Source organism: Sphingomonas swuensis (genome assembly GCF_039538045.1).
Lineage (GTDB): Bacteria > Pseudomonadota > Alphaproteobacteria > Sphingomonadales > Sphingomonadaceae > Sphingomicrobium > Sphingomicrobium swuense.
In genome coordinates this window covers 45,640-67,581 of sequence record NZ_BAABBQ010000001.1, presented here as the reverse complement: position 1 = coordinate 67,581, position 21,942 = coordinate 45,640, and the positions used below count along the sequence as shown (strand labels likewise).

Annotated in this window: 24 protein-coding genes and 1 tRNA gene; 7 read left to right on the top strand and 18 right to left on the bottom strand. The window is 68.1% G+C overall.

Annotated features, from left to right (window positions below; translation table 11 throughout):
* Positions 1-69: 69 nt before the first annotated feature.
* A complete protein-coding gene (gene dinB, locus ABD727_RS00365; protein WP_425566736.1) occupies positions 70-1,182 on the bottom strand; it encodes a DNA polymerase IV in 1,113 nt (370 codons plus the stop codon).
* A 38-nt stretch (positions 1,183-1,220) separates the two neighbouring features.
* Between dinB and sucC the strand changes: the two genes are divergently transcribed.
* The 3 genes from sucC to ABD727_RS00350 all read left to right on the top strand — a co-directional run bounded on the left by sucC (position 1,221) and on the right by ABD727_RS00350 (position 4,215).
* Complete coding sequence (gene sucC / locus ABD727_RS00360) at positions 1,221-2,420, top strand: ADP-forming succinate--CoA ligase subunit beta (RefSeq protein WP_344705402.1); 1,200 nt, start codon at positions 1,221-1,223, stop codon at positions 2,418-2,420.
* A gap of 116 nt (positions 2,421-2,536) precedes the next feature.
* On the top strand, positions 2,537-3,286 hold the full coding sequence (locus ABD727_RS00355) for an electron transfer flavoprotein subunit beta/FixA family protein (protein WP_344705400.1): 750 nt from the start codon (positions 2,537-2,539) through the stop codon (positions 3,284-3,286).
* The gene (locus tag ABD727_RS00350) at positions 3,283-4,215 is read left to right on the top strand and encodes an electron transfer flavoprotein subunit alpha/FixB family protein (RefSeq protein ID WP_344705399.1); all 933 of its coding nucleotides are present in this window, start codon (positions 3,283-3,285) and stop codon (positions 4,213-4,215) included. Before ABD727_RS00355 ends, ABD727_RS00350 begins: the two co-directional genes overlap by 4 nt.
* Before the next feature lie 36 nt (positions 4,216-4,251).
* Here ABD727_RS00350 and ABD727_RS00345 read toward each other — a convergent pair whose 3' ends face one another.
* From ABD727_RS00345 to ABD727_RS00320, 6 genes are all read right to left on the bottom strand, one after another.
* Complete coding sequence (locus ABD727_RS00345; RefSeq protein WP_344705398.1) at positions 4,252-4,710, bottom strand: hypothetical protein; 459 nt, start codon at positions 4,708-4,710, stop codon at positions 4,252-4,254.
* A gap of 75 nt (positions 4,711-4,785) precedes the next feature.
* Positions 4,786-6,060 carry a diaminopimelate decarboxylase gene (lysA, locus tag ABD727_RS00340; RefSeq protein ID WP_344705397.1) on the bottom strand — a complete coding sequence of 425 codons (1,275 nt, stop codon included), beginning with the start codon at positions 6,058-6,060 and terminating at the stop codon, positions 4,786-4,788.
* Between the two features lie 9 nt (positions 6,061-6,069).
* Positions 6,070-7,077 carry a histone deacetylase family protein gene (locus ABD727_RS00335; RefSeq protein WP_344705396.1) on the bottom strand — a complete coding sequence of 336 codons (1,008 nt, stop codon included), beginning with the start codon at positions 7,075-7,077 and terminating at the stop codon, positions 6,070-6,072.
* The gene (gene nhaA / locus ABD727_RS00330) at positions 7,061-8,275 is read right to left on the bottom strand and encodes a Na+/H+ antiporter NhaA (protein WP_344705395.1); all 1,215 of its coding nucleotides are present in this window, start codon (positions 8,273-8,275) and stop codon (positions 7,061-7,063) included. The genes ABD727_RS00335 and nhaA overlap by 17 nt, the downstream gene beginning before the upstream one ends.
* 52 nt (positions 8,276-8,327) lie before the next feature.
* Positions 8,328-8,753 carry an OsmC family protein gene (locus ABD727_RS00325; RefSeq protein ID WP_344705394.1) on the bottom strand — a complete coding sequence of 142 codons (426 nt, stop codon included), beginning with the start codon at positions 8,751-8,753 and terminating at the stop codon, positions 8,328-8,330.
* A gap of 67 nt (positions 8,754-8,820) precedes the next feature.
* Positions 8,821-11,652: a M16 family metallopeptidase gene (locus ABD727_RS00320; RefSeq protein ID WP_344705393.1), complete on the bottom strand. Its 2,832-nt coding sequence runs from the start codon at positions 11,650-11,652 to the stop codon at positions 8,821-8,823.
* A gap of 144 nt (positions 11,653-11,796) precedes the next feature.
* Here ABD727_RS00320 and ABD727_RS00315 point away from each other — a divergent pair, with 144 nt between their 5' ends.
* The gene (locus ABD727_RS00315) at positions 11,797-12,816 is read left to right on the top strand and encodes a phosphoesterase (protein WP_344705392.1); all 1,020 of its coding nucleotides are present in this window, start codon (positions 11,797-11,799) and stop codon (positions 12,814-12,816) included.
* Positions 12,813-13,991 (top strand): UV DNA damage repair endonuclease UvsE, encoded by a 1,179-nt coding sequence (gene uvsE, locus ABD727_RS00310; RefSeq protein WP_344705391.1) that lies wholly within the window; start codon positions 12,813-12,815, stop codon positions 13,989-13,991. The genes ABD727_RS00315 and uvsE overlap by 4 nt, the downstream gene beginning before the upstream one ends.
* Here the strand turns inward: uvsE and ABD727_RS00305 are convergent.
* The 7 genes from ABD727_RS00305 to ABD727_RS00275 form a co-directional block, all read right to left on the bottom strand.
* Positions 13,988-15,079, bottom strand: coding sequence for a histidine kinase dimerization/phosphoacceptor domain -containing protein (locus ABD727_RS00305; protein ID WP_344705390.1), 1,092 nt, complete (start codon positions 15,077-15,079; stop codon positions 13,988-13,990). The two genes, uvsE and ABD727_RS00305, sit on opposite strands and share 4 nt — an antisense overlap.
* A 59-nt stretch (positions 15,080-15,138) precedes the next feature.
* A tRNA-Phe gene (locus tag ABD727_RS00300) sits at positions 15,139-15,214 on the bottom strand.
* Between the two features lie 44 nt (positions 15,215-15,258).
* Positions 15,259-15,435, bottom strand: coding sequence for a DNA gyrase inhibitor YacG (locus ABD727_RS00295; protein ID WP_344705388.1), 177 nt, complete (start codon positions 15,433-15,435; stop codon positions 15,259-15,261).
* Positions 15,419-16,369: a ribonuclease gene (locus ABD727_RS00290; protein ID WP_344705387.1), complete on the bottom strand. Its 951-nt coding sequence runs from the start codon at positions 16,367-16,369 to the stop codon at positions 15,419-15,421. Before ABD727_RS00290 ends, ABD727_RS00295 begins: the two co-directional genes overlap by 17 nt.
* Positions 16,362-16,934 carry a Maf family protein gene (locus ABD727_RS00285; protein WP_344705386.1) on the bottom strand — a complete coding sequence of 191 codons (573 nt, stop codon included), beginning with the start codon at positions 16,932-16,934 and terminating at the stop codon, positions 16,362-16,364. Before ABD727_RS00285 ends, ABD727_RS00290 begins: the two co-directional genes overlap by 8 nt.
* Positions 16,935-16,943: 9 nt before the next feature.
* The gene (infA, locus tag ABD727_RS00280; RefSeq protein ID WP_029941555.1) at positions 16,944-17,195 is read right to left on the bottom strand and encodes a translation initiation factor IF-1; all 252 of its coding nucleotides are present in this window, start codon (positions 17,193-17,195) and stop codon (positions 16,944-16,946) included.
* Between the two features lie 77 nt (positions 17,196-17,272).
* Positions 17,273-18,598 carry a hemolysin family protein gene (locus tag ABD727_RS00275; protein ID WP_344705385.1) on the bottom strand — a complete coding sequence of 442 codons (1,326 nt, stop codon included), beginning with the start codon at positions 18,596-18,598 and terminating at the stop codon, positions 17,273-17,275.
* Between the two features lie 137 nt (positions 18,599-18,735).
* Between ABD727_RS00275 and ABD727_RS00270 the strand changes: the two genes are divergently transcribed.
* On the top strand, positions 18,736-19,404 hold the full coding sequence (locus ABD727_RS00270; protein ID WP_344705384.1) for a YiaD family glycine zipper/OmpA-like lipoprotein: 669 nt from the start codon (positions 18,736-18,738) through the stop codon (positions 19,402-19,404).
* Here the strand turns inward: ABD727_RS00270 and ABD727_RS00265 are convergent.
* Genes ABD727_RS00265 through ABD727_RS00255 form a run of 3 tightly spaced genes read right to left on the bottom strand, consistent with a single transcriptional unit; the run spans position 19,401 to position 20,412 of the window.
* The gene (locus ABD727_RS00265; protein WP_344705383.1) at positions 19,401-19,628 is read right to left on the bottom strand and encodes a hypothetical protein; all 228 of its coding nucleotides are present in this window, start codon (positions 19,626-19,628) and stop codon (positions 19,401-19,403) included. The genes ABD727_RS00270 and ABD727_RS00265 overlap by 4 nt on opposite strands.
* Entirely contained in the window at positions 19,628-20,056 is a 429-nt protein-coding gene (locus ABD727_RS00260; RefSeq protein WP_344705382.1) for a nucleoside deaminase, read from the bottom strand. The genes ABD727_RS00265 and ABD727_RS00260 overlap by 1 nt, the downstream gene beginning before the upstream one ends.
* Before the next feature lie 44 nt (positions 20,057-20,100).
* On the bottom strand, positions 20,101-20,412 hold the full coding sequence (locus ABD727_RS00255; RefSeq protein ID WP_344705381.1) for a hypothetical protein: 312 nt from the start codon (positions 20,410-20,412) through the stop codon (positions 20,101-20,103).
* A gap of 161 nt (positions 20,413-20,573) precedes the next feature.
* Between ABD727_RS00255 and rpmB the strand changes: the two genes are divergently transcribed.
* The gene (gene rpmB, locus ABD727_RS00250) at positions 20,574-20,867 is read left to right on the top strand and encodes a 50S ribosomal protein L28 (protein WP_344705380.1); all 294 of its coding nucleotides are present in this window, start codon (positions 20,574-20,576) and stop codon (positions 20,865-20,867) included.
* Between the two features lie 30 nt (positions 20,868-20,897).
* On the opposite strand, the gene ABD727_RS00245 is transcribed toward rpmB, so the two are convergent.
* Positions 20,898-21,836, bottom strand: a complete 939-nt coding sequence (locus tag ABD727_RS00245; RefSeq protein WP_344705379.1) for an esterase-like activity of phytase family protein — start codon at positions 21,834-21,836, stop codon at positions 20,898-20,900.
* Positions 21,837-21,942 lie beyond the last annotated feature (106 nt).

The following is a 21,942-nucleotide window of genomic DNA, read 5'->3' as shown; positions in this document are numbered from 1 at the left end:
TTGCATGACTGGCCGCGCGCATGCTCTTGCGATACGACCTTCCGACTTCAGTATTTAACACAAACCCAATCAGATTTCCAGTCCAAGCTGGAGTGGAACGCTTCCATTAACCTCGGTTAAGTTTGACAACCCGAGCCCCAGCAGGCGGATGCCCTTGGGCACGGGATGCAGCTGCTCGAGCAGATAATGTCCGGCAGCCGACAGCCCGGCGAGGTCGGTGATAGGGTCGGCGAAGCTCTTGGCGCGGCTGATTAATTCGAAATCGGAGTATTTGACCTTCAGTGTGACGGTACGCCCGGTGACGCCCGAGCGCGCGATCCGCTCCCAGGCGAGGCCCGCCACCCGGTCGAGCTCGCGGCGGAGGTCGTCGGGTGACCGATAGTCGGTGTCGAAGGTCCGCTCGGCGCTGACCGACTTGGCCCGGCGGCTGCTCCGCACCGGCCTCTCGTCGATCCCCCGGCAGATGCGATAGTACCAGTCGCCCGAGTTGCCGAACCGGCCCCTGAGCTCGTCGAGGCTGAGCTGCTGGAGATCGGCACCGGTCTCGATCCCCATCGCCTGGAGCCGCTCGGCGGTTCTCGGCCCGATACCATGGAAGCGCCCGACGGGGAGGGAGGCGATGTAGCGCTGCGCCTGCTCCGGACGGATGACGCACAGCCCGTCGGGCTTGTTCTGGTCGCTCGCCAGCTTGGCCACGAACTTGCAGTAGGACACCCCGGCCGAGGCGGTCAGCCCAGTGTCCGCCCGGATGCGCGCCCGGATCGCCTCGGCGATGGCGCGGGCCGAGCCCAGGCCGTGGCGGTCCTCGCTGACATCGAGATAGGCCTCGTCGAGGCTCAGCGGCTCGATGAGCTCGGTGTAGTCGGCGAAGATCGCGCGGATCTGATGGCTCACCGCCTTGTAGGCGTCGAACCGCGGCTTGACGAAGACGAGATCGGGGCAGCGCCGCTTTGCAGTCACGCTCGGCATGGCGGAGCGCACTCCGAACACCCGCGCCTCGTAGCTTGCCGCCGCCACCACCCCGCGATGACCGCCGCCGACCGCGACCGGCCGACCCTTGAGCGAAGGATCGTCGCGCTGCTCGACGCTCGCATAGAATGCATCCATGTCGACATGGATGATCTTCCGGGTCGGCGGCGCGTTCACCTCCCGTTCCCTAGCTTGGCTTGGAGGAAGAGTCATGCTTTAGGGCCCGCAAACTCCATTTCCCGGGACCGACCATGAACATCCACGAATATCAGGCCAAGGAACTGCTCGCGAAGTACGGCGTGCCCGTTCCCGCCGGCTTTGCCGCCATGACCGTCGAGGAGGCCGTTGCGGCAGCGGGCAAGCTCCCGGGGCCGCTGTGGGTGGTCAAGGCGCAGATCCACGCCGGTGGTCGCGGCAAGGGCAAGTTCACCGAGCTCGGCCCCGACGCCAAGGGCGGCGTCCGCCTCGCCAAGTCGGTCGAGGAAGTCCGCGCCCACGCCGAGGAGATGCTCGGCAAGACGCTGGTGACCATCCAGACGGGCGAGCATGGCAAGCAGGTCCAGCGCCTCTACATCACCGACGGCGTCGACATCGCCAAGGAGTTCTACCTCGCGCTGCTCGTCGACCGCGAGACCGGCCGGATCGCGGTGGTCGCCTCGACCGAGGGCGGGATGGACATCGAGACCGTGGCGCATGACACGCCCGAGAAGATTCACACCATCACCATCGATCCCGCGACCGGCCTGATGCCGCACCATGGCCGTGCCGTGGCCGCCGCGCTCGGCCTGACCGGCGACCTCGCCAAGCAGGCGTCGAAGGTTCTCGCCGGCCTCTACGCCGCCTTCCTCGGCAGCGACGCCGAGCAGATCGAGATCAACCCGCTCGCGGTCACCGACGGCGGCCAGCTGATGGTGCTCGATGCCAAGGTCGGCTTCGACGGCAACGCCATGTTCCGCCACAAGGACATCGCCGAGCTGCGTGACCTGACCGAAGAGGATCCGATGGAAGTCGAGGCGTCCAAGTACGACCTCGCCTACATCAAGCTCGACGGCGACATCGGCTGCATGGTCAACGGGGCTGGCCTCGCCATGGCGACGATGGACATTATCAAGCTGAACGGCGCCTTCCCGGCCAACTTCCTCGACGTCGGCGGCGGCGCCAACAAGGAGAAGGTCACCGCGGCGTTCAAGATCATCCTCGCCGATCCGGCGGTGAAGGGAATCCTGGTCAACATATTCGGTGGCATCATGAAGTGCGACATCATCGCCGACGGCATCGTCGCCGCCGCGCGCGAGGTCGACCTCAAGGTCCCGCTGGTGGTCCGCCTCGAGGGCACCAACGTCCAGCAGGGCAAGGACATCCTCGCCAACTCGGGCCTGCCGATCGTCGCCGCCAACGACCTCGGCGATGCCGCTGCCAAGATCGTCGCGGAAGTGAAGAAGGCGGCCTGAACAATCCAACCGTCACCCCGGCCTTGAGCCGGGGTCCGCCTTTCTTCCGAGATCGTTAGAGGAAAGGTCAGGCGGATGCAGGGTCAAGCCCGGCATGACGAAGAAGAGGGACGGAAATGAAGGTACTCGTCGCAGTCAAGCGCGTCATCGACTACAACGTGAAGCCGCGGGTGAAGATGGACGGCACCGGCGTCGATCTCGCCAACGTCAAGATGAGCATGAATCCCTTCGACGAGATCGCCGTCGAGGAAGCTATCCGCCTCAAGGAAAAGGCCGGTGCGACCGAGATCGTGGTCGTGTCGGTCGGCCCGCAGAAGGCGCAGGAGACGATCCGCACCGCGCTCGCGATGGGTGCCGACCGCGGCATCCTCGTCCAGACCGACGACGAGGTCGAGCCGCTCGGCGTCGCCAAGATCCTCGCCAAGATCGTCGAGGAAGAGCAGCCGCAGGTCGTGCTCCTCGGCAAGCAGGCGATCGACGACGATTCGAGCCAGGTCGGGCAGATGCTCGGCGCGCTGACCGGCTACGGCCAGGGCACCTTCGCCTCGAAGGTCGAGATCAGCGGCGACACCGCCAACGTCACCCGCGAAGTCGACGGCGGGCTCGAGACGGTCGCGATCAAGCTGCCGGCGATCGTCACCACCGACCTTCGCCTCAACGATCCCCGCTATCCCTCGCTGCCCAACATCATGAAGGCCAAGTCGAAGCCGCTCGCGGCCAAGACCCCGGCCGACTATGGCGTCGATATCGCGCCGCGGCTGGAGACGCTCAAGGTCGCCGAGCCGGCCAAGCGCGTCGGCGGTGCCAAGGTCGGCTCGGTCGACGAACTGGTGTCCAAGCTCAAGTCTCTCGGAGTTGTCGCATGAAGATCCTGGTTCTCGGCGAGCACGCCAACGGCAAGGTCAAGGATAGCACGCTCGCCACCCTCGGCGCCGCCGCCAAGCTGGGCGGCGAAGCGCATCTGCTGCTGATCGGCTCCGATGCCGCCACCGCGGCCGAGGATGCGAAGACCATCGCCGGCATTGGCAAGGTCCATGTCGCCGCCGACGCCGGCCTTGACCATGAGCTTGCCGAAAGCGTCGCCCCGCTCGTCGCTCGGCTTATGGAGATGCACGACGTCCTCCTCGCCAGCTCCACCACGACCGGCCGCAACATTGCTCCGCGCGTCGCGGCGCTGCTCGACGTCGCCCAGATCAGCGACATCATCGCGGTCGAGGGCCCCGACACCTTCCAGCGCCCGATCTACGCCGGCAACGCCATCGCCACCGTCCGCGCGAAGGATGCCAAGAAGGTCATCACCGTCCGCGGCACCGCCTTCACCAAGGCCGAGCGCGGCTCGGGTAACGCCGAGATCGAGAATGTCGATGCGGGCATCTCGAACGCCGTGTCGAGCTTCGTCTCGATGGAAGCCTCGGAGAGCGAGCGGCCCGAGCTGACCAGCGCCAAGATCATCGTCTCGGGTGGCCGTGCATTGGGCTCGTCGGACCAGTTCCACGCGCTGATTGATCCGCTTGCCGACAAGCTCGGCGCCGCGGTCGGTGCCAGCCGCGCCGCGGTCGATGCGGGCTATGCCCCCAACGACTATCAGGTCGGACAGACCGGCAAGATTGTCGCCCCCGAGCTCTACGTCGCGGTCGGCATCTCGGGCGCGATCCAGCACCTCGCGGGCATGAAGGACTCCAAGGTCATCGTCGCCATCAACAAGGACGAGGAAGCGCCGATCTTCCAGATCGCCGACGTCGGCCTGGTCGGCGACCTGTTCAAGCTGGTCCCGGAACTGACCGAGAAGCTCTGAGGCTGCATGCCCGGCGGGCCATCGCGCCTGCCGGGCTTATTCCTTCTCCTCTTCCGCGGCCTTGGCGCGCTGGTAAAGTTCATAGTCGGTAGGACCCTGGCGAAGGGCCGGCCGCAGATCCTCTCCGCGGATGGCCTTCACCGCCAGGCCGATCGCCCGGAGCGCCATGGCGCTTACCGGGATGTCGCCACTGCAATTGGCCATTGGTCCGATCCCGCTGCAGCTCTGCGTGATCGCGTTCGGGCGTGGCCGTTTGCCCGGATCGTCGCGATCCTCGATGGTCCGGAGCGTCTGCAGGGTCGAAGTGTCGATCCGGTAGCGGCGATCCTTGCGACCGCAGACGGTCACCACGTCCGCGTCCGTGCTTCGCTCGCAGCCGGGCTGGACGATCGGAAGGACAATCTGCTGCGGCGGCGTGGAGCTTACCGGCTGGAGAGGTTCGGAGCTCGAAGGCGTCCCGATCAGTGCCGCCGCGAATACCACCGCAAGCTCCATCGCAATACCTCCAGCGACTTCTCCGCGCCACGCTAAGCGGCAAGCGCCGCGACCACAATGCCGCGCCTCAGTCCGTCAGTCTGCCGGATTTTCCCAGGCGAGATCCTGCACGGCTGCCAGCGCATCCACGTCGACACGCCTGCGGACCAGGGCCCACCGCTGGCCGTCGACCAGCACCTCGGGCGTCAGCGGCCGGCTGTTGTAGCTGTTGGCGAGCGTCGCCCCATAGGCGCCTGCGGTGCGGAAGACGATCAGGTCGCCTTCGCTCACCTCGTCCATCTCTCGGCCCATGGTGAAGGTGTCGCCGCTTTCGCAGACGGGGCCGACGACGTTGACGGTCGAGCGGTGCCCGGTCGGGCGCACCGCTTCGATCCGATGATAGGCATCGTAGAGCGCCGGGCGCATCAGGTCGTTCATTCCGGCATCGACGATCAGCCACGGGTCGCGCGCGCCAGGCTTCACCCGCACCACCCGGGTGAGCAGCACGCCGGCATTGCCGACGATCAGCCGCCCGGGCTCGAACAGCAGCCGCGTGTCCCAGGTCGCCGTCACCCTCCGGACCATTGTGCCGTAGGCGGCGGGGCTCGGAGGCTCGGGCTGCCCCGGACCGTGCGGCACCCCGAGCCCGCCGCCGAGATCGGCGACGCTAATCGAATGCCCCTGGCGCCGAAGCGCTCCGATCAGCTCGCCCAATCGCTCGAACGCCTGCTCGAGCGGGTCTAGGCTGGTAAGCTGGCTGCCGATGTGGACGGTGATGCCCCGCACCGCGAGCCCCGGCAGCCCGGCGGCCTCGCCATAGGCGCCGAGCGCCTCTGCGGCGGGGATTCCGAACTTGTTGTCCGCGGTCCCCGTCGTGATCTTGGCGTGGGTGCCCGCCGCGACGTCGGGGTTGATCCGGAAGCCGATCGGCGCCTCGCGGCCCTGTGCGGTAGCCACCGCCGACAGCATACGCGCTTCCTCGATGCTCTCGACATTGAACTGCAGCAACCCGCCGGCGAGCGCTTCGCCCATCTCCTCGGCGGTCTTGCCGACCCCGGAGAAGACGATGCGCTCCGCCGCAATCCGCGCCGCCCGGGCCCGGCGATATTCTCCGATCGATACCACGTCGGCGCCGAGCCCGGCGTCGCCAAGCGTCTTCAGGACCGCGGCATTGGGGTTCGCCTTGACCGCATAGGCGACCAGCGGCGCGCCGCTGCCGCAGCCCGACACCGCTTCCATCATCACCCGTGCGTGCCGCACCATGGTCGCGGTCGAATAGACATAGACCGGTGTCCCGACCGCCGCGGCGATTGCCTCCAGCGGCACCCCCTCACAGTGCAGCGCCCCGCCTCGAAGCTCGAAATGGTCCATGGCTCCGGCCTAGAAGCCGGACAGGAAGCTCGCAACATTGTGGCCGAGCGCCTCGACGGCATAGCCGCCTTCCATCACCACCAGGGTCGGCAGCCCGAGCCCCGCGATCCTTCTGGCCAGCCGTGCATAATCCTCGGTCCGAAGCGCGAAGTGGCTGATCGGGTCGCCTTCCCAGGTATCGGCGCCGAAGCTCACGACGAGCAGCTCGGGCGATTGTTCGCCGATCCAGGCACAGCCCTCCGCCAACGCCGCATCATAGGCTTCGAGCAGGGTGCCCCGCGGCAACGGCCAGTTGCGGATGTTGTCGCCATTCTCGTCGGCATGGCCCCAGAAGTAGGGGTAGTCGGAGACCGGGTCGGCATGGATCGAGGCGAAGCTCAGGCCTTCGCGCCCGGCCAGCATGTCCTGCGTGCCGTTTCCATGGTGATAGTCGATGTCGAGCACCGCGGTCCGCCGGCCCGAACGGATCGCCGCGATCGCTGCCCAATTGAGATAGCTGTAGCCGCCCATCGTGTCGGTGCCGGCATGGTGTCCCGGCGGCCGGGTAAGGGCGAAGGCATGCTCGCCGCCAAGCACCGCCTCGAGTGCGCCGAGCACGGTCGCGGTCCCCGCCAGCAGCGCCGGCCAGGTTCCCTCGGCGACCGGTGTGCAGGTGTCGTAGCTGTGCTGTCCGAGCCGGGCATCGATCCGCTCGAGCCGCAGCGGACGCCGCCGCACCGGAAAGGCGTAGGGCATCGCGTCGCCCTCGCGTCCCGCCGCGCGCCACTCGGCATGCGCGGTCGACAGAAGCGCCAGATAGTCCGCGGAATGTACGTCCTCGAGGATCGCCTGCAGCGTGGCCTCATCGGGCAGGTGCGGGGCTTCGGTCCGCCCAATCGCCGCGAGAATATGTTCGGCGCGTTCGACCTTGTCGGCGGCCGGATGAAGCGCGCCGTTGAAGAACTCGCTTGCCGGCCGGTGTGCCAGCTGGCCCTCGTGCCAGAAGGTGCGCATCAGCCGGTCACCTCGGTGCCGCATAGGGATCGTTGCAGACGGTCGGATCCTTGTCGGCATCCTCGCCGAACACTTCTTCGGCCTCCTCCTGGTCGCGGTCGCTATCGGTGATGGGCTGCGTGAAGAAGAGCATCGCATAGCCCGCCACTCCGGCCAGCAGCGACCCCGCCAGCGTGCCGATCTTGGCCTCGTCGATCAGGGTGGCGTCGGTAAAGGCGAGTTCGCCGATGAACAGGCTCATGGTGAAGCCGATCCCGCACAGCAGCGCCGCGCCATAGATGTGGCTCCAGCGCAGATTGTCGGGCTTCTTCGCGAGCCCCGCCCGGTCGGCAAGCCAGATGGCGCCGAGCACCCCGACCTGCTTGCCTATGAGAAGCCCGAGCGCAACGCCGAGCGGAAGCGGCAGGAGAAGCTCGCCGAGGCCACCGATCGTCACCCCCGCGCTGGCGAAGCCGAAGAGGGGAACGATCCCCAGCATCACCCAGGGATGGATGCGGTGCTCGAGCCGCTTCAGCGGCGAGTGCGCCTCGCCCCGGCCGAGCGGCACCGTCAGCGCCGCCAGCACCCCTGCGATGGTCGCGTGGATACCCGACTGGAAGACCGCCAGCCACAGCGGCACGAACAGCAGCAGATAGGGCCACAGCCGCCTGACCCCGAACATGTTGAGCGCCGCCATCGCCGCGAGGATCAGCCCGCTCGCGGCGAGCGCGGTCATGTTGATGTCGGCGGTATAGAAGATGGCGATGATCGCCACCGCGCCGATGTCGTCGATAATCGCGATCGTCACGAGCAGCACCTTGATCGACGCGGGGACCCGCTTGCCGACCAGCGCGAGCACGCCGAGCGCGAAGGCGATGTCGGTCGCCGCGGGGATCGCCCAGCCGCGGGCAAGTTCGGGATGGTTCCGGGTCACCAGCACGAATACCAGTGCCGGCACCGCCATTCCCGCCGCGGCGGCAATCATCGGCAGCCGCCGCGCTTCTGGCGTGGCGAGCTGCCCGTCATACCATTCGCGCTTCACCTCCAGCCCGACGAGCAGGAAGAAGACCGCCATCAGCGCGTCGGCGATCCAGTAGTGCACCGACAGCGGCCCGACCTCGGCGTGCAGCAGCTGCCGGTAGGCCTCGGCCAGCGGAGAATTGGCAACGACGAGCGCGGCCGCCGCTGCCGCCATCAGCACCAGTCCGGCGGTGCGTTCGTTGCTGTGGGCAGGTCCGGCCATGGCCGCGGCATGCACAGCAACTTCTACTCACGCAAGTTGGGCGCCGAGCGAACTAGCCGACCGTCACGTCCAGCGTCATCTCGGCGTTTAGAAGCTTGGAGATGGGGCAGCCGGCCTTCGCCTCGTCGGCGAGGCGGCGAAGCTCGGCTTCCTCGATGCCCGGGACATTAGCGGTGAGCTTGAGGTCGGAGCGGCTGACCTTGAAGCCGGCACCATCCTGATCGAGCTTGACCCTCGCCTCGGTTTCGAGCGTGCCTTCATCGTGCCCCGCGCCGGCCAGCGCGAAGCTCAGCGCCATGGTGAAGCAGCTTGCATGGGCGGCGGCGATGAGCTCCTCGGGATTGGTCCCGGGCTCGCCTTCGAAGCGCGTGTTGAAGCCGTAGCGGCTGTCCTTGAGCACGCCCGACTGGGTGGAGATCCACCCCTTGCCGGTCTTGCCCATGCCCTCGTAGCGCGCGCTTGCGGTGCGGGTGATCATTCGGTTCAGTCCTCTTTTGAAATCCGATTGATCAACCCACACCGATGCGTTGCGGTTGCGTCGTCGCCTAGCGAAGCGTCGGCTTGTCGAGAGACACCTGCGCCAGCGGGATGACCGTCACTTCGCCGAACCGCTTGCGGAGCGCATCGCCGAACAGCTTGGCGTCCCCCACGATCACCGTGGTGGTCCCGGCGGGCGCCAGCAGGGTCCGCGCCATTTCGCCCGCCTGGCCGGGCGTCACCTCGCGCACCTGCTGCATGAAGCGGCCGATCTCGGATGGATCGACCCCGCTCTGGACATAGCCGGCAACGATGTCGCCAAGTCCGTCGACCGTTTCGAGCTGCCGTCCGAAGCTGCCGGTGATGAAGGCCTGGCGGGTGCCAAGCTCGGCCGCCGGGATCGGCTCGGCCCCGAGCCGCTTCATTTCGTCGAGGATGATGCCGAGCACTTCGGGCGCGGTGGCATTCTTGGTCTGCACCGCCGCCACCACCGCGCCCGCACGACGGCTGGCGGACAGGCTGCTGCTCGCGCCATAGGAGAGGCCGCGCTTGATCCGGATCTCGCGGTTGAGGCGCGCACTGTAGCCGCCGCCGAGCACCGCATTGGCAAGAACGGTCGAATAATAGCGCGGGTCGGAGCGGACCAGCGTGTCGCGCGCAACCGCGACCGCCGCCTGGCTCGAGCCCGGCATGTCGATGACCACGACCTTGCCCCTGAGCGGCGCCTCGCCCGCGGCCGGCCTCGCGGCGGCCGTCGCGGCGCTGCCCTGCGCGCGCCAGCTCCCGAACGCCTTCTCCGCCACTTCGCGGGCACGATCCGGCGTGATGTCGCCGCTCAGCACCAGGACGCTTCCATCGGGACGGAGCGACTGTCCCGCCGCCGCGACCACGTCGGCGCGGTCGATATTCTTGAGCGATTGGGTGGTTCCGCCCGCCGGAGCGCCATAGGCGCCGGTTCCGTACAGCGCCCGCGCGACCGCCAGGCGCGAGAGCGCGCCGGGGTTCTGCAGCGCCAGTGCCGCTTCGTCGGTCGCCTGGCCCCGGGCCCGCTCGACCTCGTCGCCGGCGAATGCCGCGTTGCGGGCGACGTCGGCCATGATCCCGAGCGCCTTGTCGAGCTCGGATGTCCGCACGGTAAGGTCGAGAGTGATGCCCTCGGCGCCCGCGCCCGATCCCAGCTGTCCGCCGAGCGCCTCTACCGCCGCTGCGATCTGGGTGGCGCTACGGGTTGCCGTGCCCTTGGTTAGCAGGGTCGCGGCGAGCGCATGAAGCCCGGCCTTGTCCACCGGATCGGCCGCCGAGCCGCCGAGCGACACCAGATTGGCGCTGACTAGCGGCAGGTTGGACCGAGGCACGGTGATCACCGTCAGCCCGTTGGCCAGCTTGGCCGTGACCGGCTGCGGCACTCGCACGGCGACCGCCGCCGCCGGCTCGGGCGGACGGACCCGGGCCGCGTCGCTTGCCGGCGTGACCAGCTTGATATCGGCCGGTGCCTTCAGCGGGCTGGTCACCACGCCTTGAGCGAGGGCGATCCTGTCGCCCCCGCTGGCGGTCGCGCCTTCCGCCGCCGGCAGGTAGCGAATCGTCACGGCGCCATTGAGGTCGAGGTAGCGCCGGGCGACGCGTTGGACGTCCGCCGCCGTCACCTTCGCCAGCGCCGCGAGTCGCTTGTCGGACGCGCGCGGATCGCCCTCGAGCAGGACGCCGTTCGCCAGCAGCTCGGCCTTGCCTTCGACCGTTTCGCGATCCTTGAGGGCCCCGGTCAGCAGCTCGTTGCGCGCTTCCGCCAGCTCGGCCGCGCTGACCGGCTCGGACGCCAGCCGCATCAGCTCGCGGCGGAGCACGGCCTCGACCTCGGCGACCGTGCGACCGCCTGCGAGGATGGCATAGGGTGCCAGCAACCCCTGGCCCTGCTTCTCGTCGATGTAGACCGACGCATCGGTCGCCAGACGGGTCCGGACGAGCGCCTCGTTCATCCGGCTGCTGTCCCCGCTCGCAAGCACCGCCTGGAGTACCTCAAGCGCTGCGAAGTCGGGCGAGGTGGCGGGTGGAAGCAGGAAGCTCATCACCAGCGCCGGGAGCGGCGTGTTGGGCTCGGTCACCGTATAGCTTCGCGCGGCGGTCCGGGCAGGCTCGGTGACCTTTACCCGCGGGATCGCGCCGGCGGGTCGCCTGATCGGAGTGAAGTAATCGTCGACCCATCGGTTGAGCTCGGCGGGGTCGAAGTTGCCACTGACCACCACCACCGCATTGTCGGGCCGATAGTAAGTCGCATGAAAGGCGCGCACATCGTCGATGGTGGCGGCATCGAGCTCCTCGATGCTGCCGATCCCGGGCCGGGCATAAGGGTGGCGCTGGTAGCTCGCCATCGGGATGTAGTGGCTGAACAGGCGCCCGTAGGGCCGCGCAAGCCCGGTGCGGAGTTCTTCCTTCACCACGTCGCGCTCGGGTTTGAAGTTGGCGTCGTCGACAACCAGGCTGCCCATCCGCTCGGCCTCGGCCCACAACAGCCGGCGGAGGTGGTTGGCGGGTACCGTCTCGTAATAGTTGGTGTAGTCGTCGGCGGTGCTGGCATTGTTGAAGCCGCCGACATCCTCGGTCAGCCGGTCGACCTGCTCGGGCACCATGTTGCGCGTCGCCTTGAACATCAGATGCTCGAACAGGTGCGCAAAGCCCGAGCGGCCGCGGGGATCGTCCTTCGACCCGACGTCGTACCACACTTGCACCGACACGTTCGGGCTGGCCGTGTCGCGCATCGCATAGACCCTGAGCCCGTTGGCGAGCGTCCGCTCGGTATAGGCGAGCGCCGGGATCGACGCGGTCTGCGCCGTGGCCGGCGGGGCGTGGAGCGTGGTTCCGGCAAGGAGCAGGGCGGCAAGCAGGCGGACGGGATTGGACAAGGTCAACTCTCCGATAGGATCGGCCAAACGGTGCGGTCCCGCCCGCGCCCGGTCAAGCGAGGCTTCGACCGACCGACGAACGATCCGCTACGGTCTTGAGGCCACGGCGCGGCACCGAGTGCCGCCAGGCTCGTTCCCTTGGACATGATCGCCGACCCACAGGACATCGAGTGCCGCTTCCAGCAATGGCTCGGCAAGCTGGCCGGACCACCCCTGATCCTCGGCCATTTCGATGCCGACGGCCTGTCGGCGGTGGCGATCCTCGCCCGCTCCATCCCGGGCTCGGAAGTCCGCCTGGTCGGCAAGGGTGAGACTCCGTGGACGCCCTCGGTCCGTGCCGAGCTCGAGCAGCGTCGCCCGGCCGCGATCATCGCCACCGACCTTGGGGTCCGCGAGGGCGACATCCTGCCCGGAACCCCGACCTGCCTGATCGATCACCACGTTCCGACCGGATTGCCGGGCGATGCGCTGGTGCTGAGCGGCAATGGCTGCGAGCCCGAGCCGACCTCCGCGCTGATGGCCTGGTGGGCCTGCCGAAGCCCCGAGCCGCTGCTGTGGCTCGCCGCGCTCGGCCTGATCGGGGACATGGCCGAGGATGCGGGCTTTCCCGAGCTCGCCGCTGCCCAGGCCCGCTATGGCAAGACCGCGCTGCGCAACGCCGTCAGCCTGGTCAACGCGCCTCGCCGTACCGCTTCGGCCGACGCGTCTCCCGCGCTCGCCTTGCTGATGAAATGCGACAGCCCCAAGGAGCTGCTCTCTGGCACGCATCCCGAGACCGCGCAGCTCCATGCCGCCAAGGAAGAGGTGAAGGCCGAGATGGAAGTCGCCCGCCGGGTCGCGCCCAAGGTCCGCGGCGAGGTCGCGCTGATCCCGCTCGACAGCGCATGCCAGATCCACCCGCTGATCGCGCAGCAATGGCGCACCCGGCTCAGGGACAAGGTCGTGATCGCCGCCAACAAGGCCTACCGACCCGGCTGGGTCCACTTCGCCGCGCGCACCGGCGCCGGGCATGACCTCATTCGCTTCTTCGCCGAGCGCCGTCCCGATGGGGCGGACAGCGAATATGGCAGCGGCCACAAGGCCGCGAGTGGTGGCGCGCTGCGGATTCCCGAGTGGAACCGCTTCGTCGCCGACCTCGGCTTTCCGGAGGAACAGATCGCGTGACCATCGACCCGACCCGTCCCCTTCGCCTCGGCTTCCCGGTCAAGGTGATGGGCGTTCCCGGCCTCAAGAGCGGCGACACCCGCCGCTGGCAGAAGGACCCGCACCTCAAGTGCAGTCTCGAGCATCTCGATGCCGTCCTCGACTATCTAAAGAAGGTCGAGATCGACATGTACCGGCTGAGCTCGGACATCGCGCCCTACGCCACCCACCCCGACATGCCGCAGTTCCACAAGATGGTGGAGGAAAGCGACGCCGAACTCGCCGCCTTCGGCAGGAAGGCGCGCGAACTGGACATCCGGCTAAGCTTCCATCCGAGCCAGTTCGTCCTCCTCAACAGCCCCAATCCCGAGCTGACCCGCAAGTCGATCTGGGACCTTTCGAGCCAGGCCGAGATGCTCGACCGGATGGGCTGCGGCCCCGAGGCGGTGCTCGTCACCCATGTCGGCGGGGTCTATGACGACCGCGAAGCGGCCCGCGCCCGCTGGCTCGACGGCTACGAACAATGCCCCGAGCATGTGAAGCGCCGGCTCGTGCTCGAGAATGACGACATTCGCTTCTCCGCCGCCGATGTCCTCTGGATCACCGAGCGCTGCGGCGTTCCGTGTGTCTTCGACTATCAGCATTTCTGGTGCCTCAACACCGAGCGGCTCGAGCTTCGCGACACGTTCGAGAAGTTCCTCGCGACCTGGGCCGAGGGCGTCCGGCCCAAGATGCACTTTTCCAGTCCTCGCACCGAGATGCGCGAGCTCAAGCGCAAGATCACGCCCAAGCAGCGCGAGGCGGCGATGGCTGGGAAGGGCCGCAAGTCGAAGGAGCTGACCAAGGCACCGGTCAAGGCGACCGCGCGGGTCAAGACCGTGCTCGTGCCGCCGATCTGGACCGGGCACAGCGACTTCACCAACCCGTTCGAGTTCGCGACCTTCATGCGGATGGTCGACGGGCTCGAGTTCGACGTGATGATGGAAGGCAAGGCCAAGGACGTCTCGATCATCAAGCTTCGCCCCGACCTGCTCCGGTTCGCGCCCGACGTGGCGGCCCGCTTCGGCATCTACCCGGCCGACGCGGACGAGCTGTACGCCGAGGAGCGGGCTCTCGAGCAGGGGGTCAGCAGCGAGGAGGAGCCCGACGTCGACGAGGGCGGCCTCGTCGAATCACCAGAGGAAGAGCTGGCCTAGGCCGGCGTGATCTCGATCACCGTGCGATACCCTTCATCGCCCTGAACGGTGGTCAGCGTTCCATTGATCTGCCGGACCGAGTTGGCGATCAGTCGCAACCCGAGGCCGGTTCGCTTGCTGGGCTCGGCCGGCGCTTCCGCGCTGGTCGCTTTTCCGGCGTCGCGGCAGGTCAGCCGATAGTGGCCGTCGCCGGTCGTTTCGCCAAGGAAGGTGATCGCTCCGCCGGCCTCTCGGACCGAGTGCTTGACCGCGTTCGCGGCGAGCTCGTTGACGATCGTCCCCAGCACCGAGGCGTCGCGCGCACCCATGTCGAAGCTGTCGAACTCGCCGCGGACCTCGACATTGTCCGGCAGGGTGCTGTCGATCAGCCTGGTGACTTCCGAAAGATAGTCGCTGAGGTCGATCCGCTGCGATCCTGCATCGCTCAGCTGGCGGTGCAGCAGCGCCACCGTGTTGATCTGCTGGCCGACCCGATCGAGCAGCTGCCGGGCTTCCGGATCCTCGACGCCGCGCCGTTCCAGCGCGACGAAGCCCGCAACCGCCGCGAGGCTGTTCTTGACCCGGTGGTCGATCTCGTTGCGCTGGATCTGCTCGGCCGCGAGCGAGCGACGAAGGTCGAGCTGGGTCATCACCTGCCGCGCGAGAACCTGGATTGCGTTGCGCTGCAGGGCGGTCAATTGGCGCGGCCGCTTGTCGAGCACGCACAGCGTCCCGATCGGCAGGCCTTCCGGAGTCGACAGCAACGCGCCCGCGTAGAATCGCAAGCCATCCTCGTCGACGCACAAGGGGTTGTCGCACATTCGCGGATCGGCAAGCGTGTCGGGGATCTCGACGAAGCTGCGTTCGAGGATGACGTGCGAGCAGAGCGACGTCTCGAGCGGCGTTTCGCGCACACCCAGCCCGACCTCGGCCTTGAACCACTGGCGCTCGGCGTCGATCAGGTTGATGACCGCGATCGGGGCGTCGCAGATGCTCGCCGTCAGCTGCGCGATCTCGTCGAACTCAGCTTCGCGCGGCGTATCGAGGATCTCGTATCGACGAAGAGCGGCGAGCCTGAGCTCCTGTCTAGGATGCGGCGCCGCTTTCATGTGCGCTCCCGCTCAAGCGCAAACCGAAGCCGCTGGCAAGGTCAGGATGTGGGGAGGAGTGGTGCCCAGAGCCGGGATCGAACCAGCGACACTGCGATTTTCAGTCGCATGCTCTACCAACTGAGCTATCTGGGCCCACGTTCCCGCAGGCAGGCCCGAGGGCCGTGCGAGGCGCTCCCCTAACGGTCGTCGTTATCGCTGTCCAGCCCGGGATCGGCCGGCGGTCCCGGAATCCGGTATCCCTCGCCGAGCCATTGCAGCAGGTCGCGGTCCTTGCAGCCGCGGCTGCAGAAAGGGGCATGAAGCGGATCGGCCGGCTTCTTGCACAGCGGGCAGGGCTTAGACGGGTTCGGCATGGCTGCCCGACATGGCGAGGCCGGGGTCGACCCGCAAGCTGATCGCGCCTCCGCGCTGCCGGGCGAGTTCGTCCAGCCACCCCCCGTTGCGCTCGAGCACCGCCGCGACCGTCGGATGTGCTGCCAGCCTCACTGGGCCGTGGCCGCCGAGCGCCGATCGTCGCAACAGGGCACGCGCGGCAAAAGCGGCGGCGTCATGCGCCAGTTCGAGCAGCGAGGGCCTGCGACGCGGACGAACCACCTGGAGCAGGCCGAAGCCGTTCACGCCCGTCCGCTCGAACGCCTCGCCCCCAAGCGACTCGTCGAGCGCCTCGGCGGCGGCCTGCCGCGCTGCCTTGCCGGCGACGCTCGGCAGATCGATCCCGATGTTGCCTTGAATGTCGAGACGGCGGATCGCCGCTCCCGCGGCTCGGGCACCGGCGATGGCCAACTCTTCCGGTGCAAGCCAGCCATCGACGTCGATCACCGTCATCGCGGGGGTGAGAGCAAGCAGCAGTTCGCCGCCGGCGAAGGCCACTCGTCCGTCGGCCGCTTGCCCCAGCAGCTCGTCCCAGCCCGCCTTGCCGAGCCGATCGGCGACGTCGGGGACCATCAGTGCCGCGGCGTCGAGCGTGTCGAAGGCCGCCGGAGCATCCGCCGCGGCCCGCCCCAGCGCGCGCTTCCACGGCTCGGGCCCGGGAAGCGCTGGCCGGGTGATCTCGAGCATGAAGCGGCCACCCTCGGTGACTCCGCGCGGAGCCGCCTTCAGAAGCACCTCGCCTCCATTCTCCAGCAGCGCGACAGGGCGCGGGCGCGTGACCTTCAGCCGCGCCTCGACCCGCGTCCCCGCGGCCATCATGCCCTCGGGTTCGACCCGCGCCGCAAGGATGTGGTCGCCGTCAAGCAGGGCGAAACGGGTTTCCCCTATTCCCTGCTCGGAGACCCACTCAGGCAAGCGGATATCCCGCGCTTTTCAGGAGATGCCTAGTCTCGGCCAACGGCAGGCCGACGACGTTCGACCAGCTTCCGGCCATGAAGCGGACGTAAACCTCGCCATAGCCCTGCAGCGCATAGCCACCGGCCTTGCCGCGCCATTCGCCATGGCCGGCATAATAGTCGATCTCCTCGGCCGAGAGGCTCTTCATCGCAATGACGGTCTCGACCAGCCGGCTCTTGAGCCGGCCGCCGGGCACCGCCAGCGCGACCCCGGTCAGCACCTTGTGCCGGCGCCCGCTGAGCAGCCGCATGCAGTCGCGAAGGGTGGCCTCGTCCTCGACCTTGGGGAGGATCCGTCGGCCGACCGCGACCACCGTGTCGGCCGCCAGCACCAGCGCGTCGGGCTCGAGCGCGGCCACCGCCGCGGCCTTCTCGCTCGCGAGGCGCAGCGCATGCGGCCGTGGCAGCTCGCTCCTGCCCGGTTCCTCGTCGATGTCTGGAGGACGGATGGCGTCGGGAGTGACCCCGATGCGGGCGAGCAGGTCGACCCTGCGCGGGCTCGCCGAGGCGAGGACCAGGCGCATGGCCGCGCCTTAGCCGTTGTAGCCGGGCGGGCCCCCGCGGCCGGGCATGAAGCGGTAGGTGATGCGACCCTTGGTGAGGTCGTAGGGCGTCAGCTCGACCAGCACCTCGTCGCCGGTCAGCACGCGGATGCGATTCTTGCGCATCTTGCCCGCGGTGTGACCCAGGATCTCGTGACCGTTCTCGAGCTCGACGCGGAACATCGCGTTGGGGAGCAGTTCGACCACCCGCCCGCGCATCTCGAGAAGTTCTTCCTTGGCCATGCAATTCCTGAAGTTGTGCTGTGAAGCGGTTTGGTCGCGCGCCCTTAGCGGCACGGGCGCGAAAAGGCAAAGCCGGGCTAGTCCTCGACCGGTTCGCGCCGCCGCCGGCGCGTGGCCAGCAGCTTGTCGATCTTGCGCCCGTCCATGTCGACCACCTCGAAGCGCCAGCCGTCATGGTCGAACCGTTCGCCCGTCTCGGGCAGATGCTTGAGCACCGACAGGGCGAAACCCGCGACGGTCGAATAGTCGCGCTCGGCCGGAAGGTTCACCCCCAGCCGGTCGTCGAGCAGGTCGGCGGTCGCGGCCCCCGAGACCAGCCAGCTGCCGTCCTCGCGCTCGACCAGTGGCGGATCCTCGTCCTCCTGGTCGTTGGCAAAGGTCCCGGCCAGCGCCGCGAGGATCGAGCCCGGGGTGCAGATGCCGTCGAGATGGCCATATTCGTCGTGCACCAGCGCCAGTGGCACCTCGGCCGAGCGCAGCACGCCGAGTGCATCCATCGCGTCCATCATGTCGGGGATGACCGGTGCCTTGCGCGCCAGCGCCCGAAGGTCGAGTGGCCGTCCGGCGAGAAGCGCGTCGAGCATGTCGCGGGTCTGCACCACCCCGACGATTTCCTCGACCGAACCTTCGGCCACGGGAAGCCGGCTGTGCGGGGTCTCGGCGAGCGCCGCCTTGATCTCCTCGACGCTCGAATCGATGTCGATCCAGTCGACCTCGGTCCGCGGGGTCATGACCTCGCGAACCGGACGGTCGGCCAGCCGGACGATGCCCGAGATGATCGCGCGCTCGGATTCCTCGAGCACGCCCGCGGTCTGCGCCTCGGCGACGACGAGGTGGAGTTCCTCGGCGGTGACCTGGTTCTGGCTCTCGCGGTTGAGTCCGAGCGCGCGGAAGATCAGCGCCGACGTCTTGTCGAGCAGCCACACGAACGGCGCGGTCGCCTTGGACAGCCAGAACATCGGCCGCGCCATGGTCGCCGCGATCGGCTCGGGATTGCGCAGCGCGAACTGCTTGGGCACCAGCTCGCCGACGATCAGGCTGGCGAAGGTGGTCAGGACGATCACGATTCCGAAGGCGACGCTTTCGGTCGTCTCCGCGGACAGGCCGAGGAAGGTCAGCCGCTGCGCGACGGGGGTCCCGAGGCTCGCGCCCGAATAGGCACCGGCCAGGATTCCGATCAAGGTGATCCCGATCTGCACCGTCGACAGGAAGCGGCTCGGGTCCGACGCCAGCTGGAGCGCGGTCTTCGCGCCGCCGCTGCCCGCCTTGACCATTGCCTTCAGCCGCGCCTCGCGCGCCGAGACGATCGCGAGTTCGCTCATCGCGAACACGCCGTTGAGCGCGACCAACGCCAGGATCAGGATCAGGTCGAACCAGGGAAAGGGGAGCAGGGTGCCGCTCATCGAGGGGTCAGCTTCTAGCCTTCAAACAGAGCAGGCGGCAAGGTGCCGATCGTTGTGGAAGTGGAACCATCCGCGAGCCCGACCGGTTTCCTCAGCCTGAGAAAAAGAATGTCCGAACAACACGGAGTGGACTTGTGATGACCAAGGGGAAGAAGCTCACCGTCGGCCTGATGGCCGCCTCGCTGGTGGCGACCAGCGCCTGCACCACCAATCCCGAGACCGGCAACCGCCGGATCAGCCAGACCGGCCTCGGCGCCATCCTCGGCGCGGCCGGCGGCTATCTCGTCGGTGATATCGTCGGCGGTCGCAACAGCCGCACCGAATCGATCATCGGCGCGGGCATCGGCGCCTTGGGTGGCGCCGCCGTCGGCCGCTACATGGACCAGCAGGAAGCCGAGCTCCGCCGCGAGACCGCAGGCACCGGCGTCGACGTCATCCGCCAGGGCGACGACCTGATCCTGCGCATGCCGAGCGGAATTACCTTCGCCTACGACCGTTACGACATCCAGCCGCAGTTCCAGTCGACCCTCAACGAAGTCGCGGGGACGCTCGCCCAGTACAATCAGAGCTACATCGACATCTACGGCCATACCGATTCGAGCGGCTCGGACGCCTACAACCAGACGCTTTCGGAGCGTCGTGCCGGGGCGGTCGCCAACTATCTCACCGCGCGCGGCGTCGCCCGTGCCCGCATGGCCACCCGCGGCTTCGGCGAATCGCAGCTGCTGGTGAACCCGGAACGCAGCGAAGCCGACCGCGCGGCCAACCGCCGGGTCGAGATCAAGGTCGTTCCCTTCCGCGGCTAATCGATGCGCGGGGCGCCTTCCTTGAGGGAGGCGCCCCGCTGCGCCCGCTTAGCCGGGAGATCAGGGCGCTTCTGCCAGCGGATCCGGATCGCCGCGGCGAACAGCGGCACCAGCAGCAAGCCCGTGACCAGCCGCTCGGTCGGTACCGGGCGAGCACCTCCGATCCACCAGAACAGCACGGCGGACGCGACAATCAGCAGCGAGTAGATCGCGATGCCCCGCATCAGCGTCGTTCCTTGAAGAAGTCGCGAAGCATCGCCGCCGCTTCCTCCTCACCGATCCCGCCAAGCACTTCCGGGCGGTGATGGCACGTCGGCTGGCCGAACAATCGCGGCCCGTTGACCACAGCGCCGCCCTTTGGATCCTCCGCCGCGAACCGTAACGCCTCGATGCGGGCAAGCGCGATCGCACCCGCGCACATCGCGCAGGGTTCGAGACTGACCCACAGGGTGCAGTCGTCGAGTCTGCTCGTGCCAAGGAAAGTCGAGGCTGCGCGCAAGGCGACGATTTCGGCATGGGCGGTGGGATCATGCCCTTCGCGCATGCCGTTGCGGCCTTCGCCGACGATCGTACCTGCGCGGGTCACGACCGCGCCAACCGGCACCTCGCCGGCCGCTGCCGCCTCTGCGGCAAGGTCGAGCGCGCGGCGCATGGGCGGGGGAAGCGGAAAGCTCACCCCGCCCGCTTGGCGCAAGCCTAGCGCTGCGTCGAGTCGGTGGTGGCGACCGGCGGCTGCGCCGGAGCAGCCTGGTTCGCGGCCGGAGCAGTGGCCGGCTGGGTCTCGTCGCGTCGCGGCGTGACCTGGATCTCGGGCGGCTTGACCTGGACCTTCCCGGTCTCGACGCGAATCGCGGGGGCCTGGCCTCCGCGCGCCGTGATCCCGTTGCCGGTCACCTCGACCTTCGGCGCGGCTGCCGGCCGGACGACGTCGAGGTTGATGAGGCCGGTCGCCAAGGCCGCGATCGCTGCCACCACCAGCAGGATGAGGATGAGAATGATGCCCCGCATGTGCCCATGAACTCCTGTTCGTTTCATGGCCGCAACGCACGGGGTTCGTCCCGGTTGCGACGTGCGAAGCGTTGACGGGAAGGGGAGGAGAGGTTAGGGGGCGGCGCTTTCGCAGGAACGCTCGCTACGAGCGGCCCTCGACCAATCACGGGATAAGACAAATGGCGCGCGTGTGCGAGCTGACCGGCAAGGGCCGGCAGGTGGGCAACAATGTTTCCCACGCGAACAACAAGACCAAGCGGACCTTCCTGCCCAACCTGCAGAACGTCACGCTGATCAGCGACGAGCTGGGCAAGAGCGTCAAGCTGCGCGTCTCGACCCATGGCCTGCGCTCGGTCGAGCATGTCGGCGGCCTCGACAACTGGCTGATCAAGACCAGCGAAGACAAGCTCGGCACCGAGGCGCGCAAGCTCAAGCGCGAGCTCGCCAAGAAGGCCAAGTCGGCCGCCGCCTGATTCGTTTCGTCCCGGCTCGCGCCGGGGCTTCTAGCGACCTTGAGCCCCGGCCTTCGCCGGGGCTTTTGTCGTGTCCAGCTCCATCCGAAGCAGCAGGGTGCGGCGCCAGCCGTCATTGTCGGTGACCGCCCAGATCCGGGTGCCGCCTAGCGATCCCGGATCGGCGGCGAGCCCCTCGACATTGTCAAGCGGGCCGAGCGGAAGGGTGGCGAACGGGGTCAGCCGGTAGCCGAGCCCCCCTCGGCGTAGCCAGGCCAGGCGGTTGCGGATTCCGAGCAGCCCGATCTCACGTACCGCAACGACCATCCGCCCGTCGGGCAGCCGCACCGCATCGGCGATCCCGCCGGTCGCTCCGCCAAGCGGGACTTCGCCGACCCCGTTCTTCATTCGCACCACGACCCGCCTGTCTTCGGGGATCAGGAGCAGGGCTCCGTCAGCCGGATCCTCGACCATCGCCTCGATCCCTCCGTTCGCGGTCCAGCCGCGCCCGCGCAGGCTCATGACCTCGCGCCCGCGGCCGTCCGCCTCGAAGCGCCACAGGCCGTGCCGGTTCTCGAACGACACCCAGCGACCACCCCCGTTACGGTCGAGCAGCATCGCCTCCGAATCACGGTAGCGCTTGAACGTCGGATAACCCGGCCCGGCGGGGAGGTCCGAAAGGCGGGCAGTGTTTCCCTCTCCTGGTCGCGGGAGGTCGACCAGCACGCCCGAATCGGTCAGCGCCTGGAGCCGGCGGCCGGGCACGGCGACCAGCGCCGACAGTCCCGCGAAGCGCCCGTCGGCCGCTTCCACCCGCCAGATGCCCGTGATCCGTACTGGCCCATCGCGCGCCTCTCCGCCGGCAGGAGAGTATCGTACCGCAGCAACCCCGGCCGGGGACGGCACGCGGTCGGGCCAACCCGATCGCGAATCGGCAGCGAGCAGCGAAAAAGCCAGCGCAATCAGCAGCTTGCTTAACAAAGACTGCAAAGGCCGTTCAGTCTCGTTCAACTGCGAATCGGACATAAGTCCTTCAACGGACGAGCTTTTCCCCCTGTCGGCTCGTCCGCCCCTATCCCTCGCGTCGCGTAACGAG